Below are 13,008 nucleotides of genomic sequence, written 5' to 3'. Positions count from 1 at the left end.
CGAGTAGGTGGTGCGGGGGCGATCTTGAATCTCTGGCTCGCGGAGGGTTGGCTCTGGCTCACTAAACCAATCCTCAATATCGCTGGTATCAATCTCTGGTTCATCCTCCGGCGGACGCATCGCGGGGTCTGCTTCAAGGGGTTCTGATCGCGCACTTGCCGGAACCACTGGAGCTTCTGCGCTGAGCCAGAGTAAACACTGGCCGGCAACGATCCCAGAGAGGGCTGCCACCACAATCCAAGTGGCAAGGGGGAGCGGCGGTGTTTGCTGTCCTAGAAAGCGGAGAGAAATGACCGGTTCCCAATTTTGAACAACGAGTATCGTGAGTAGGGCGATCGCCGCCAAATAAATCCAAGTGCGCATTAGGAAAAGGGTCCTTGCCAGCGTTGCAAAGGCACACAATCCAACCCTAACTGATCAAAGGCACGGGCGATTACAAAATCCACTAAGTCCTCAATCGTTTGGGGACGGTGATACCACGCAGGGATGGCTGGCACAATGCGCGCCCCCGCCATCGCCAATTGGGTGAGGTTTTGCAGGTGAATGAGACTAAAAGGTGTTTCGCGAGGCACTAGCACCAAGGGACGGTGTTCCTTGAGGTGGACATCGGCCACCCGCTCTAGGAGATCTGAACTCAAGCCAGCAGCCAACTTAGCAACGGTGCTCATACTACAGGGGAGAATCACCATGCCCAAGGTGCGAAAAGAGCCGCTGGCGATCGCGGCCGACACATCTGTGGGCCGGTGACAGGTGAGGGAACCCTTCCAGACTTGCGCCTGTTCGCGCCAAAACAGTGCCTGCTTGTCGGGCTGGATCGGCAGGGTAAGGCCATATTCTGCCTGCCATACTTGATGTACGGCTTTCGATGCCACTAATTGAATTGGATAGTCCGCTTGTAATAGAAATTTAATGGCGCGCACGGCGTAAATGAGACCAGATGCACCTGTTATACCCAAAACAATCGGTAGAGAAGAGGAGGTCACAACCACAATCACCAAACAAAACCGTTATAAGGTTAACAAAGTTAGAGTGACAGCCCCTTTTTCATGTTCTGTAATCCCACCCAATGCGACTTGGTAAATGTCCATGACTCCCCCTGATCCTGCATTTTTTGCCCCCAGTGAGTGGGTAGCTGTGTCTCCCGAAGTGCTCGGGGAACTATTTGACACGGCCTTGTTGGAGGGACTCGTGAGTAATGAAACACTAGATATAGAAGCACTTTTTCGGGATTTGACTCCCCTTGATCTGCAACCAGTAGCGATCGCCCCCGAACAGTGGCAACAACTACAGACCCAGCACCAGCAAATTGCCCACCACCTAGAGGAAACCCTAATCTGTCTTGCCAAGGTCAAGGCAGTGGCCTACCAGCTTCAGGCTGTGGCCAGTGAGTTTGTGCCGACTCCCAAATATCGCCGCCGCCAGCCGCCCCCTCCCCATCCCTTGGAGTATCTCACGGCTGAACTGCTGCGGGCGATCGCCCACACCCAAGCCAGTTTGGAACCCGTCTATGAACCTCTCCATCAGTTGGGGGCAACCCTCAACGGGACTTCGACGCCACAGATTAGCGAATTTCCCCTAGAGCCTTAGTGAGGCGGCATACGCGGTGAGCTTAAATTGCGGTTCACTAAGGGGTAGGCACTGACTCAGGACTGGGCAAACTTTCTGGAGTGGGTAGGGGAACTGGGCTTAAACTGGGTTGCGGGGTGGGTGCTTTGACCGCTAGGTGCAGCAGTTCTGGCACAGTGACAAAACGATAACCCTTTTGCCGCAGGCGACGAATCAGGGTGGGGAGGGCTTTGCGGGTAGTGGTGCGATCGCCACCGCCATCGTGGAGCAAAATAATACTGCCCGCTTTGACTTCCCTGAGGGTGCGCTCAACAATATCCGCTGCTGTGGTGTTGGGTCGAGTGTCATGGGTATCCACTGACCACATGATAATGGCATAGTTTTTGGACTTGGCATAATCCACCAGCCCTGTGGTCAAATTGCCCCCCGGTGGGCGGAAGAGGCGCGTTTGCGCTTGGCTTTGCTTGGCAATCAGCGCAGAGGTGTTTTCAATTTCCTGTTTGGCTACCTCCGCAGCAACGGCTTTGTAGGGATGACTCCAACTGTGGTTGCCAACGGCATGACCTGCCTTGACAATGTCAACAATGACATCGGGGTACATGAGGGCGTGCTTGCCAAGAACAAAAAATGTGGCCTTGACATCCTCTTCCTTGAGAATTTGCAGAACTTGGCGGGTTGAGCTGCCCCACGGCCCATCATCAAAGGTTAGGGCCACCACTTTTTCGGGCTTCAGTGGTTTGACCTGATAGACTAACTGCCCCCAAAACTTTCTGGGACTAACAAAGCGTGGCACATCTGCTGCCGTCGCTGCTGTCGCTAGCAACAAAACAGTAACTCCCCACAGGTGCCACTGCCGTCCCATTTATTTTCCTCTGTTGATCTTGATTAATCGTGACTTAAGGAGCGATCGGTGTTGGCTCCTTTAGCAGTGGAAATCCCAGAGCTTCCCGCTGCTGGACATAGGCTTGGGCGACTCGCCGTGCTAATCCGCGAATGCGACTAATGTAGCGGGTGCGCTCTGCCACCGAAATCACACCACGGGCATCCAGCAGGTTAAACGTGTGGGAACACTTGAGCACGTAGTCTAAGCTGGGCAAAACCAACTGCTTTTCTAGAAGTTGCTCCGCCTCCTGCTGGTAGAGACTAAAAAGGGTAAACAATCGTTCCGGGTCAGAGGCCTCAAAATTGTACGTGGATTGCTCAATTTCCCCTTGGAGATGGACATCGCCATAGGTAAGGGTGGAGTTCCAGCGGATATTGGCGATCGCATCCACCTCTTGCAGGTACATTGTCAACCGCTCCAAGCCGTAGGTAATTTCAATGGACACCGGCCGACAGTCAAGACCCCCGCACTGCTGGAAATAGGTAAACTGCGTTACCTCCATACCATCGAGCCAGACCTCCCAGCCCACCCCCCACGCGCCAACGGCGGCATCCTCCCAGTTGTCTTCGACAAAGCGAATATCGTGCTCTTGGGGACGAATGCCAAGGGCGCGCAGCGACTCTAAATAGATCTCTTGGATATTGTCGGGAGAAGGCTTAATCAGCACTTGGTACTGGTAGTAGTACTGGTAGCGGTTGGGATTCTCACCATAGCGGCCATCCCCCGGTCGCCGACAGGGTTCGACATAAGCCACTGCCCAAGGTTCAGGGCCAAGGGCACGCAAAAAGGTATGGGGGCTTTTAGTGCCGGCGCCTTTTTCCACGTCGTAGGGCTGGGCAATCAGGCATCCCTGAGCCGACCAAAATTGGTGCAGCGTTGCAATAACATCCTGAAAGTACATGAGCTTAGATGTGAATGCCGCACTCAGTTTTGCCCATGCCGCGCCAGCGACCCGCCCGTTCATCTTCCCCTTCAGCCACAGGGGTAGTGAGGGGTTCATCACCAATGCTGGCATAGCCCCGATCGTAGAGGGGATTGTAAATTACCCCGTGCTCCATCACGTAGGCCCAAGTTTGTTTGCGTGTCCAAGCAGCGAGAGGATTAATTTTCAGACGCCCCTCTTTGTCCAATTCCACATAGGGCATATTGGCGCGGGTGACGGCTTGATCGCGACGCCGTCCCGTAATCCAAGCTACGGTATTGAGCTCTGCTAAGCCTCGTTGCAGTGGTTCAATTTTGGTGAGATGGTGAAACTGCTCAACATTCGTTTTCCAAAGCTTGTCGCCATAGCGCTCAGCAAAGGCCTCGCGGCTGTCCACATCGGGGGTTTTGTAGGTGCGCAAATCAAGACCGTATTTTCCCTTGGCCTGCTGAACAAATTCAAGGGTCTCTGGAAAGTGGTGCAGTGTATCCAAAAAGAGAATGGGCACAGGAGGATGGGGGCGCAGATCGCGGTAGAGCAGATCCGTAATCACCATATCATCAACATTGAAGGCACTGGTCTGCACTAGCCCTTGGGGAATTTCAGCCACTGCCCACGCCAAGATTTCGCGGGGATGTGCCCCTTCAAAGCGCTGGTTGAGGGCATCGAGGTCAAAACTTAGGGATGGAGCCATAGGTGGTGTTTGCACAGTTTTAGAGAGTATTCTTTAGCTTACCAAATCGCGATCGCCCCCTTACTTAAGTGACATACTCCCGACTCTCACGCTGCGCGTAGAGGGCGAGCTTCTCCAGTCTTTCCACCTTCGCGTTTTATAGTGAGCCGATGCCCCAGACCCCCTGTTTGATAAGCCCTCCAGAGTTCACATCTCGACGGTTGGATCATGCTTGCGGCTCTTGGTTCAGGCAAATTCCCTATGACGTACCAGCAGGGCTGACCTTCACGACCAACCGCCCAGCTTTTGCAGCTTTGTACGGAAGGATTTCGTTAAGGAACCCAGCTATCCCAGCGTCGGCAAAACCTGCTGAAGTCTGTCTTGAGTTGCAGGCTGCGGGTGAACAAGTTCTATGGGCAGTCGCTGCTTTGGGATGAGTCCTACTTCATCGCCAGTGGCGGAGCGGTCCAAGCCACACATTGAGCAGCAAGATTCCCCGCGCGGGGCTTGCCGCCGATTCGCTAAAATGACACCCACCTTACGCTCATCCAAAAAGTGGCTGATTTGACCCGCAAGGCCGGCAGTCAGTAGGACAGGTAAAAGGGAGAGCGACATGGCCTTCCCGTCACTCGCTACAGACAAACAAAAAGGCAAACTTTGGCTCATCCCCCCAATGGAGAGTGACTTCTTCAGCTGTTAAGTGTCTGCGATCGCCTGCTTACTGCTCAGGATTGTTGGAGTTATTAGGAGGTTGAGACTTCCCTTCAGACTTTTGGCACCCGATCTAGGGTACTCCCTTGCCCGAATCATGAGTGGGAGTTGGCAGGACTGCAAGTGTTATTACAGGAATAAAAATTAACTCAGCTCTAAAATCTCAACGAGAATCCGCATCAGAGTCTCAAGATGACGGGAACACGGTATCAGTTTAGGTCTTGCTGAATTTGCTTGTGCTCTCGGTGCAGCAGGCTAAATTGCCCAATATCCCCTGGGGAAACCGCCCCTTGTAGGATGGGCTGTGGACTCTCGAGGGCCATGAGTTCAACGGCCAGTTGAGTAAAGCCCTTGGCAAAGTCGGCATTTTGGGCTTCAACCACCAGCAGCTTGGCCACAGAGTAAAGGTAGTAATTGAGGGAACCTTTAAGTTGGTCACTGATGATGAAGAGAGACTCGATGCGTACATCTTAAGAAGACAGGCGCAATGAGCAGTTCACGGCGAGCCGCTTCACTGGTCAGGCTAATGTAGGGAAGGCTTTCTTCAATGCGTGCTTTCAAGTTCCCAAGGCGATCCAGAGGAGACAAACTCTAGTATTGACAATCGTGTACGATAGGGTAGAGCAGCCTTCAGTTGCAAACTCAAAGTAGCCAAGCGATTCGCGGATTTTCAGCGCCACGCAGGAACACAGCTAGCGGTTTCGCGCAACCGGCAAACATCCTCTGCCACATTGGCTAGACTCCATGCCCGTATTGCCAATATCCGAGAGGGTTTTACCCACAAGCTGACAATTTACCAGAAGCAGATTGTAGTCTGCTTCTAGTAACTATCAGATACGAATGCGTTCGGGGCAGGAAGAGAAGGGGGCACACTTTTGTGCACTTTCTTGGTAGCAGTCTAGCTTCAGTGTGCCACAGTCTAGGGGGTCAAGGGCGTCTAAATTTGAGTGGGCAGCCTTTCCCTTGCATTAGCCTAGAAAAAGCAGAGATTCAAAAGAGAAAAGATGCAAGACGGGCGTGTAATTGCCGATTCAATTTCACCAGCAGGGGTGCGCTTGGTTACACTGCAACTGACATATCCCCGTTTTATTCACAGCGAACTCCTCACCCATCGAGTGTTTTCCCGTAATTCCGCCAGTTCGCGGGCAGTGCCAGTAACAAAAATGATGGCGCAAGTGGCGGAGAATCCGGTCATTCCCTACCATTGGGGGCAAAACCAACCGGGGATGCAGGCGCGCCAAGAGAGCGAACACAAGGAGGCGGCCAAGGAAATCTGGTTAAAAACTCGCCTCGCGGTTCTTGAGGGGGCGCGGCAACTCCATGAGTTAGGGATCCACAAGCAGGTAGTCAACCGCCTGCTAGAGCCCTGGATGTGGATGCAAACAGTGGTAAGTAGCACTGAGTGGGAAAACTTTTTGCGCCTGCGCAACCACCCCGATGCCCAGCCGGAAATGCAAGCCTTGGCTAAGTTAATTCAGCACTTGCTGGAAACCCATGAACCGACTCCTGTGGCTGTGGGGGAGTGGCACCTCCCGTATATTGATGCCCATGAGCGTGAACAATACAGCTTAGAAGAGTGCAAGTATATGTCGGTGGCTCGCTGTGCACGGGTGTCTTACTATCTGCGGGATGGCCAACGCAGTGACCCCGCCTCTGATTTAGCACTTTATCAACGCTTGGCGGGAGCAGACCCCAAGCACTTGTCTCCCTTGGAGCACGTGGCTGAATGTATGGGCGATCGCCAGCCCTATGCCAATTTTGTGGGTTGGCGACAACTGCGTTACTTTGAGGAGAGAAAATCAGCGAATCCCCGCGAATCATCCACGATACACTGAGTAGCAGAAGAGGCTATTTATTTATTCAGTTGACTACAGCGAGGAGCGCAGCTATGGACGTTGCCATTAACGTGAAACCCGTTTTGCTGGCTATTACGCCAGTGTTTATTGTGCTGTGTTTGGTCTTTGGCACCCGCAACGGTTTCTACGACACTGATCAGTACCACGGCAACGGTTCTGCTCACTAAACCTAACTAGGGAGGGTAACTGATCACGATTCATGATCGAGTGCCTCAACTATGGGGTGGGTCACGCAGATGAGGGGGTGTGCATTGGCTTAGGAATTGGCACCTATCGGATTTTGCTGGACTGTGGTGTGCCATCCCTTGATGCATTGCCCCTCGATGAGATTGAACAGCATCCCTTTGATTTGGTGCTCTGTAGCCATGCCCACGCGGATCATGCCCAGAGCCTGTTGGCACTGCATCGCCGTTTTCCCCATATTCCCATCTATGCCAGTGAGGTGACGACCCAGCTTTTGCCCCTCAATTGGCCAGATGAAACGGTTCCCCCCTTCTGCCGCGCTTTGCCTTGGCGATCGCCCGTTGAGTTTGGCGATGGCCTGACGGCAGAACTCTTTCCAGCGGGACATTTGCCGGGGGCAGCGGTTTTTGTGCTCACATACCAGGAGGCAAACACAGAACGCCCCCCCTTAAGCGTGGTCTATACGGGGGATTTTTTTCTGTCCCATACTCGCTTTACGGAAGGATTGCCCCTAGCGGATTTGCGGGGATTGCAGCCGGATGTGCTGATCATTGAGGCTAGCTTAGGCACAGCGCGTCATCCCCACCGCCGTCAACAGGAAAACCAACTGGCAGAACGCATCCGCACCGCAGTTGATCAAGGCTATAACGTCCTGCTCTCCCTCCCCCCCCTGGGTACAGCCCAAGAAATTCTCATCCTGCTGCGCAGTCATCATCTTTTTACAGGACAGCCAATTCAGATTTGGGTGGGTCCGGCGATCGCTCGCGGCTGTGATGCCTACCTCACGATTTTGCCCCATTTGCCCACCGCCATTCAAAACTTTGCTCAACACCAATCCCTCTTTTGGGATCAGCGAGTCAAACCCGAAGTTCAGCCCTTGAGCAGTTTGACACAAATTCGGGGTGAGGCTCCCACCATTGTCCTTGTGGAAGAAAATCAAGACCTGCGTCCCTACGTGACTCAAGGAAGACGGCCTTGGCTTGTGCTCTATCCACGGCTACGCTATGGTCAGCCTTTTCGGGGAGGTGATCCTGACTTGGCCGGGTTACCCAATGTGGAGGTGGATACGTTTTTACTCTCCTTCCATGCGGATGGCCCTGCGACGACTCAACTAATCCACAATATTCGGCCGCAGCATGTGGTTCTCATCCATGGCGATCCCAACTACCTTGCCGATTTAGCCAGTCTGCATGAATTGAGCAACCGCTACCATCTGCATACCCCCAGCAGTGGCTCAACGATTCAATTTCCCATTGGCCAACTGACACTTTCAACCCCCAGCTCATTGGTGCAATTGGCCTACGAGGGCGAGGTCAGCGAGTGGAACGATGAAGCAATCATTCGCCTGCCGGCCTCTGTGACCACTGATCCGCGCTGGCGACGGCTGGCGGATACGGGTTTTGTTCTTGCTTCATGGCAGGGGGAGCAATTGCTGATTCGTGGTATGACGCCTAAGGAAGTGCTGGGTGGGACATCGGCTGCGATCGCCCCCGATCAGGAAAGCTGTTTTAATTGCCAGTTTTATCGGGGTCAACGCTGCTGGAATGAGGCTTCTGCCCTGTACAACTTCAAAGTGGCGCCAGAGGGTTATTGCCCAGCCTTTGAGCGGGCAGAAACGCAACCCGAACCCGAAAGCTAGGTCACTTGGAGCTGCCGCCGTAGGGTCACTGTCGGACTTTCGGCACCTGTTTTTGGATCAATGGCGATCGCCATGAGGGCAATAGAATGCACGCTAGCGGGCACGTCAATATGGAGGACAGTTTGCCAGTCATCCCCATGGCGATAAAAATCAAACTCCACTAGCCAGCGCGGACCCGCAATTAATTCTCCCGTTTCGCCATTGGTAATCCACACTTTAACGGAGCACCCCCGTTGTGTTGCAGGCAAATTCACCTTGAGGTGCAGCGGCGATACCAGTGGCTCCGGGGAGAGCATGAGCTGGGGGGGAGTCAATAGACAGGAACCCTCAGAATGGTTGGATGCTGGGGGTGTCGCTAATTCCGCTAACCGTTGCAATCGCAACCAAAATCGCTCTTGGCGATCCATGGGCAAATCCTGAGGTGGTGGCACAGTAACCGCAGACAGGGGTTGACAAAAACTAGGCAAATCAACCACCACAGGTGCTTTCACAGGCTTCAGTTGGGGCGGTAGGGAAAAGCCGCTTACCGGTACAGGGTCAAGAGCAGTGTCCCCTAAGATGGGCAACTGCGGGCCAGTGGCTGTTTTACTTTTAGGTGGGGCGGCCTGGGGGGGCGCGGAGACTGCAGGAATCTCGGGTGCTGGTAACACCGTGACCATAAAAGCTTGGACTTGGCGGAGATCGCTGTGCTCTAAGGGATCATTGGGTAGGAGACGAACCTCCCCAACCATGACTGGATAATTGGCTAAGGGCTTGAGCGTACAGTGAAAAGACCATTTCCCGCCGCAGGGGATTGCCGACACCGATTCCTCTTGCACGACATCGCGGGTAACGGGATTGCGTAAGCGAATCACCACTCTGCCTGGAACCGCAACGGTGCCTTCTAAAACTAGGGTCTCATCGGCAAAGATTGTATAGGCACTTTGGGGTAACTCAATCAGCGTTGTGGGCAGTGCGGTAGGGGAGAGTTCTTGAGGTTTAGGGGGTTCGGCAGCTTTAGCTGGCTGCTCTGGAGGCGCAGGACACAAATCCCACTCTTCGCTCTGGGCAAGGACATCAAGGGCGATCGCAAACACCTCTGAATCCAGTACCCCCTGTTGTGCCACACGGCATTGAAATTCCCAACGCCCCGGCTGCAAATACGTAAAGGGCAAAATACCCATGAGTCCTGTGGAACTGCTGCGGTGAGTGCGGCGTTGATAGCGTTGCTTGGGCACCCCCTGATCCTCGTAAAGATGAGTAATTTGTACTTCCACAGAGGTTTCGCCAACGGGACAACGGGCCATCAAGCGGTAACTGCCCTCCAGAACTTCCGCCGAGGGTGGCTCTAGGGGCAACCAGGCGCGATCGCCCTCCTTTTGCAGTAAAAACTCCCATCTGCCCATAGCTCATTTTCACGCTGCCACTGCCTAGGATATTGCATAGAAGACACTACATTATGCAATCTTCGATGCTAATTTAGTTCATCGGCGGGAAACCCCGCGCTCTCCCCAAGGGGAGTCTTGCTGCTCAATGTGCCGCTTCACCACTGACGATGAAATAGAACTGATTCTAGAGCACCGACTTCCCATCGTGTTCATCCACAGCCTGTGACTAGAGACAAACTTTCAGAACGTTTTGCCGACGCTGGGATAGCTGGCCAGTCGGTCGTGGGGGCATCGGCTCCCTATAAAATGCGAAGGTGGAAAGACTGGAGAAACCCACCCTCTACGCGCAGCGTGAGGATCGGGAGTATGTCACGCCGCTGGAAATGCCACTTGCACCAATGAAACATCATCACTGCCAAAGGCATGAGCCGCTGCATGGGTCTGCACTTGGGAAATGAATTGGGGCAATGAGGGCAGAGAATCTTGGGTGTGGGCAGCAATGAGCAACGCCGTAAGGGCTTCGAGTCCCCAAACCTTATTTTCGATGGTTTCAAACTCATAAATGCCGTCACTCAAAAGGTAAAGAACCGCGGAACTGGGCACTTCAGTAGTGGCTTGGGTAAAGGCCATGTCGGCAAACATGCCAATGGGAATTCCCGGTGTTTTGAGGCAAGTAGCCTGCCATTGGTCAGCATCATGGGTCAGCAGGAGTGCCGGCGGATGTCCACCACTGGCATAGGTCAATTGCCGCGTTTGGCGATCGTACACACCGTACCAAATCGTAAAATACTTTTCATGCTGATCTGTCATTTGGAAGCCATTGTTAAGGGCTTCAAGGACTTGGGCAGGCTGTAGATAATCAAAGCTGCCACCGGCTTGCTCCCGCGTTGTACTGCGCAACAGGTTCAAGACAGAGACCGAAGGCAGCGCAGCGCCTAAGCCATGTCCTGAAACATCGAGAATGTAGAGCACTAGATAGCGATCGCCGACCCAAAAAAAGTCAAAGCAATCTCCACCTAACTGACTGGAGGGCAAGAAGTAGTAGTTAATTTTGCAGGGAGCTTCTTGGGGTGGCGGTAGGAGCGATCGCACATAAGCAGCGGCTTCGTGGAGTTCAGCCTCAAGGAGTTGTTTTTGTTTGAGCAGGTCTTGGTTGAGTTGGTAAAGACGCAGCCCCGCCTGAATCCGTGCCCGCAGTTCATTGGGGTCAATGGGTTTTGCCAAAAATTCATCGGCACCGGCATCCAAGCCCTGGATGCGATCCTCTACCTCCCCCTTAGCGGTCAGCAGCACAAAAAAACTGCGGGAGAGTTCCTGATCTTGCTTAATTTGACGGCACACCTCTAGGCCGTCGAGTTCAGGCATCATCCAGTCACAGATGATGAGAGCCGGTTTCTCGGCAGTGGCAATCGCAATTCCCTCGCGGCCATGCCCCGCCACTGATACCTGATAGCCCAGCGCCCTTAGCGTTTTCTGTAGCAAGAGTCGAGTTGTGGGATCATCATCAATCACCAGAATTTGATAGGGTCGGCGATCGCCACTCATAGCTTAATTTTTGATTTTAAAATCTCTCCTCAGTTTATCCCAAGGGTCTTAGCTATGTTTGTGTTCGTTTGGGATCTAGGGCATCTCGTAGGCCATCGCCGACAATGTTGAAACACAGCACCGTCAGTACAATCAGCGTGGCCGGTGCCCAGACTAACCATGGTTGCAAGACTAAGATTGAGGCATTCGTTGCCAAAGAGAGCATATTGCCCCAGGAGGGATCCGGTTGCTGAATCCCTAAGCCAATCAGGCTAAGCACCGACTCCGCGACAATAAAACTGGGAATCGAGAGTGTTGCGGCAATAATGACATAGGTCGCTGTCTGGGGAATAATATGCCGCACAATGATGTAGAGCGATCCCCCCCCCATAATCTGCGCTGCTTGAACAAAGGCCATCTCCTTGATACTGAGCACTTGACCGCGAATCACCCGTGCCAGCCCCGCCCAATTCACAAAAGCGGTAATAACCGTAATGAGCAGGAATCGCTCACCACTCCTGAGTCCTGCAGGAAGAACCGCCGCCAAGGCCACTAGCAAATAGATGGTCGGCAGCGTCATCAGTACCTCAACACCACGCATCAAGACTGCATCTAACCAGCCGCCAAAGTAGCCAGAAATTGCACCCACAAGAGTACCAATGGGAAAGGCAATCGCTACCCCCACAAGGCCAATACTGAGGCTAATGCGGGCACCAAAGAGCAGCCGACTCAACTGATCGCGACCTTGATCATCCGTTCCTAGCAGGTTCAGGTAGCCCTTGCCCACGGTACCAAAGAGATGGCGATCGCTGGAGAACCCGGCAAAAATCGTCCGTGGTTCAAGTTGGGGATCCGTGAGACTCCAGCGCGTCGGCAGGGGCAGGGTAATTTCTAGGAAGCGGTAGGAGCTGCCCTTGACAAAGAGGCGAATGGGCGAAGGTTCCTCCCAGTCAACAATAAGGGGTCGCTTGCCCGTCTCCAAACTGACAGGCCCCAAGCGGGTGGGATAGACGTGGGGACCTAGCCACCGACCCTCCCGAGTGCGCCAGTAAATGCGGGTGGGGGGTAACAGAGCACCATCCACTTGAAAGGCATAGGGACTATAGGGCGCTACAAAATCAGCGGCGATCGCCAGCAGGTACAATGTCAGCAACAGCCCCAAACTGAACATGACTAAAGGGTTGCGCCGTAACGTCTGCCAAGGGGTCATTCCTTAGTTATCCGCAAAGGTACAGCCACTATACAGCTTTTTATAACCTAGAGCCACTTTGGCAGACGCAATGTCCAGATGCACCACGTATCTGATCAACACCTTAAAATAAACAAATTTGATTCAAATATCAATAAGTAATAAATAAAACTTAACTAACAAAAACTTCTTTTTTGTTAAATAGATTTGGTACGACTATACAATTACACTAATTAATTAATTCAAACTAATACCAACTCAATTTGAAGAGAGCGGCCATGGAGGTTGCCCGATGAATAGCTAATTGATTAAAGAGTCAACTACTCTGTCTTACTTTTAACATATTCTTAAAAGGAATAGGGTATGTATTGGACAAAGGGGAAGCTTAATATAAAATAATATTTTCTGAATAGAGAATACTCGAAGACCTCTATATTATATTTTCGAGTAGGATACTGTTGATTAATAAAAAAGTCTGTTGATTTACTTAAACTT

The 13,008-nt window shown here is 52.8% G+C and carries 13 protein-coding genes and 2 pseudogenes; 4 read left to right on the top strand and 11 right to left on the bottom strand.

The features are described 5' to 3' along the window. Both P3X23_RS00185 and P3X23_RS00180 read right to left on the bottom strand, forming a co-directional pair. Positions 1-363 (bottom strand): annotated as a pseudogene (locus tag P3X23_RS00185) (hypothetical protein); the annotation flags it as partial. Beyond that, positions 363-983 (bottom strand): flavin prenyltransferase UbiX, encoded by a 621-nt coding sequence (locus P3X23_RS00180; RefSeq protein WP_300871892.1) that lies wholly within the window; start codon positions 981-983, stop codon positions 363-365. The gene P3X23_RS00180 and the pseudogene P3X23_RS00185, both read right to left, overlap by 1 nt. Before the next feature lie 103 nt (positions 984-1,086). Here P3X23_RS00180 and P3X23_RS00175 point away from each other — a divergent pair, with 103 nt between their 5' ends. Next, positions 1,087-1,587: a hypothetical protein gene (locus P3X23_RS00175; RefSeq protein ID WP_300871891.1), complete on the top strand. Its 501-nt coding sequence runs from the start codon at positions 1,087-1,089 to the stop codon at positions 1,585-1,587. A gap of 37 nt (positions 1,588-1,624) precedes the next feature. Here the strand turns inward: P3X23_RS00175 and P3X23_RS00170 are convergent, their stop codons facing one another. The 6 genes and pseudogenes from P3X23_RS00170 to P3X23_RS00150 all read right to left on the bottom strand — a co-directional run bounded on the left by P3X23_RS00170 (position 1,625) and on the right by P3X23_RS00150 (position 5,153). After that, positions 1,625-2,428 carry a polysaccharide deacetylase family protein gene (locus P3X23_RS00170; RefSeq protein ID WP_300871889.1) on the bottom strand — a complete coding sequence of 268 codons (804 nt, stop codon included), beginning with the start codon at positions 2,426-2,428 and terminating at the stop codon, positions 1,625-1,627. A 34-nt stretch (positions 2,429-2,462) separates the two neighbouring features. Then, positions 2,463-3,350 carry a glycine--tRNA ligase subunit alpha gene (glyQ, locus tag P3X23_RS00165; protein WP_300871896.1) on the bottom strand — a complete coding sequence of 296 codons (888 nt, stop codon included), beginning with the start codon at positions 3,348-3,350 and terminating at the stop codon, positions 2,463-2,465. Positions 3,351-3,354: 4 nt separating this feature from the next. After that, positions 3,355-4,065 carry a phosphoadenosine phosphosulfate reductase gene (gene cysH / locus P3X23_RS00160; protein WP_300871887.1) on the bottom strand — a complete coding sequence of 237 codons (711 nt, stop codon included), beginning with the start codon at positions 4,063-4,065 and terminating at the stop codon, positions 3,355-3,357. An 86-nt stretch (positions 4,066-4,151) separates the two neighbouring features. Next, positions 4,152-4,408: pseudogene (locus P3X23_RS11845) on the bottom strand (RNA-guided endonuclease TnpB family protein); the annotation flags it as partial. After that, entirely contained in the window at positions 4,390-4,659 is a 270-nt protein-coding gene (locus tag P3X23_RS00155) for a hypothetical protein (RefSeq protein WP_300871885.1), read from the bottom strand. The pseudogene P3X23_RS11845 and the gene P3X23_RS00155, both read right to left, overlap by 19 nt. Before the next feature lie 305 nt (positions 4,660-4,964). Beyond that, positions 4,965-5,153 carry a hypothetical protein gene (locus P3X23_RS00150; protein ID WP_300871883.1) on the bottom strand — a complete coding sequence of 63 codons (189 nt, stop codon included), beginning with the start codon at positions 5,151-5,153 and terminating at the stop codon, positions 4,965-4,967. A gap of 606 nt (positions 5,154-5,759) precedes the next feature. Between P3X23_RS00150 and P3X23_RS00145 the strand changes: the two genes are divergently transcribed. Genes P3X23_RS00145 through P3X23_RS00135 form a run of 3 tightly spaced genes read left to right on the top strand, consistent with a single transcriptional unit; the run spans position 5,760 to position 8,433 of the window. Further along, complete coding sequence (locus tag P3X23_RS00145) at positions 5,760-6,590, top strand: FAD-dependent thymidylate synthase (RefSeq protein WP_300871881.1); 831 nt, start codon at positions 5,760-5,762, stop codon at positions 6,588-6,590. A gap of 53 nt (positions 6,591-6,643) precedes the next feature. Next, entirely contained in the window at positions 6,644-6,778 is a 135-nt protein-coding gene (locus tag P3X23_RS00140; protein ID WP_300871898.1) for a hypothetical protein, read from the top strand. A 32-nt stretch (positions 6,779-6,810) separates the two neighbouring features. Further along, on the top strand, positions 6,811-8,433 hold the full coding sequence (locus P3X23_RS00135) for an MBL fold metallo-hydrolase (protein WP_300871878.1): 1,623 nt from the start codon (positions 6,811-6,813) through the stop codon (positions 8,431-8,433). On the opposite strand, the gene P3X23_RS00130 is transcribed toward P3X23_RS00135, so the two are convergent. The 3 genes from P3X23_RS00130 to P3X23_RS00120 all read right to left on the bottom strand — a co-directional run bounded on the left by P3X23_RS00130 (position 8,430) and on the right by P3X23_RS00120 (position 12,534). Continuing rightward, the gene (locus P3X23_RS00130; protein ID WP_300871876.1) at positions 8,430-9,818 is read right to left on the bottom strand and encodes a hypothetical protein; all 1,389 of its coding nucleotides are present in this window, start codon (positions 9,816-9,818) and stop codon (positions 8,430-8,432) included. The two genes, P3X23_RS00135 and P3X23_RS00130, sit on opposite strands and share 4 nt — an antisense overlap. 351 nt (positions 9,819-10,169) lie before the next feature. After that, positions 10,170-11,345 (bottom strand): SpoIIE family protein phosphatase, encoded by a 1,176-nt coding sequence (locus tag P3X23_RS00125; RefSeq protein ID WP_300871874.1) that lies wholly within the window; start codon positions 11,343-11,345, stop codon positions 10,170-10,172. A 52-nt stretch (positions 11,346-11,397) separates the two neighbouring features. Further along, positions 11,398-12,534, bottom strand: coding sequence for an ABC transporter permease (locus tag P3X23_RS00120; RefSeq protein WP_300871872.1), 1,137 nt, complete (start codon positions 12,532-12,534; stop codon positions 11,398-11,400). Positions 12,535-13,008 lie beyond the last annotated feature (474 nt).

The sequence above is a fragment of the Thermosynechococcus sp. Uc genome (genome assembly GCF_029335995.1).
Lineage (GTDB): Bacteria > Cyanobacteriota > Cyanobacteriia > Thermosynechococcales > Thermosynechococcaceae > Thermosynechococcus.
This window is presented reverse-complemented; position numbering and strand designations above follow the sequence as displayed.

What these genes read in the sequence shown, in the direction of transcription:
- P3X23_RS00125 (WP_300871874.1), bottom strand. Translation starts at nt 11,345, where the DNA reads ATGAGTGGCGATCGCCGACCCTATCAAATTCTGGTGATTGATGATGAT.
- P3X23_RS00145 (WP_300871881.1), top strand. Translation starts at nt 5,760, where the DNA reads ATGCAAGACGGGCGTGTAATTGCCGATTCAATTTCACCAGCAGGGGTG.
- P3X23_RS00155 (WP_300871885.1), bottom strand. Translation starts at nt 4,659, where the DNA reads ATGTCGCTCTCCCTTTTACCTGTCCTACTGACTGCCGGCCTTGCGGGT.
- P3X23_RS00120 (WP_300871872.1), bottom strand. Translation starts at nt 12,534, where the DNA reads ATGACCCCTTGGCAGACGTTACGGCGCAACCCTTTAGTCATGTTCAGT.
- P3X23_RS00140 (WP_300871898.1), top strand. Translation starts at nt 6,644, where the DNA reads ATGGACGTTGCCATTAACGTGAAACCCGTTTTGCTGGCTATTACGCCA.
- cysH (WP_300871887.1), bottom strand. Translation starts at nt 4,065, where the DNA reads ATGGCTCCATCCCTAAGTTTTGACCTCGATGCCCTCAACCAGCGCTTT.
- P3X23_RS00130 (WP_300871876.1), bottom strand. Translation starts at nt 9,818, where the DNA reads ATGGGCAGATGGGAGTTTTTACTGCAAAAGGAGGGCGATCGCGCCTGG.
- P3X23_RS00170 (WP_300871889.1), bottom strand. Translation starts at nt 2,428, where the DNA reads ATGGGACGGCAGTGGCACCTGTGGGGAGTTACTGTTTTGTTGCTAGCG.
- glyQ (WP_300871896.1), bottom strand. Translation starts at nt 3,350, where the DNA reads ATGTACTTTCAGGATGTTATTGCAACGCTGCACCAATTTTGGTCGGCT.
- P3X23_RS00135 (WP_300871878.1), top strand. Translation starts at nt 6,811, where the DNA reads ATGATCGAGTGCCTCAACTATGGGGTGGGTCACGCAGATGAGGGGGTG.
- P3X23_RS00175 (WP_300871891.1), top strand. Translation starts at nt 1,087, where the DNA reads ATGACTCCCCCTGATCCTGCATTTTTTGCCCCCAGTGAGTGGGTAGCT.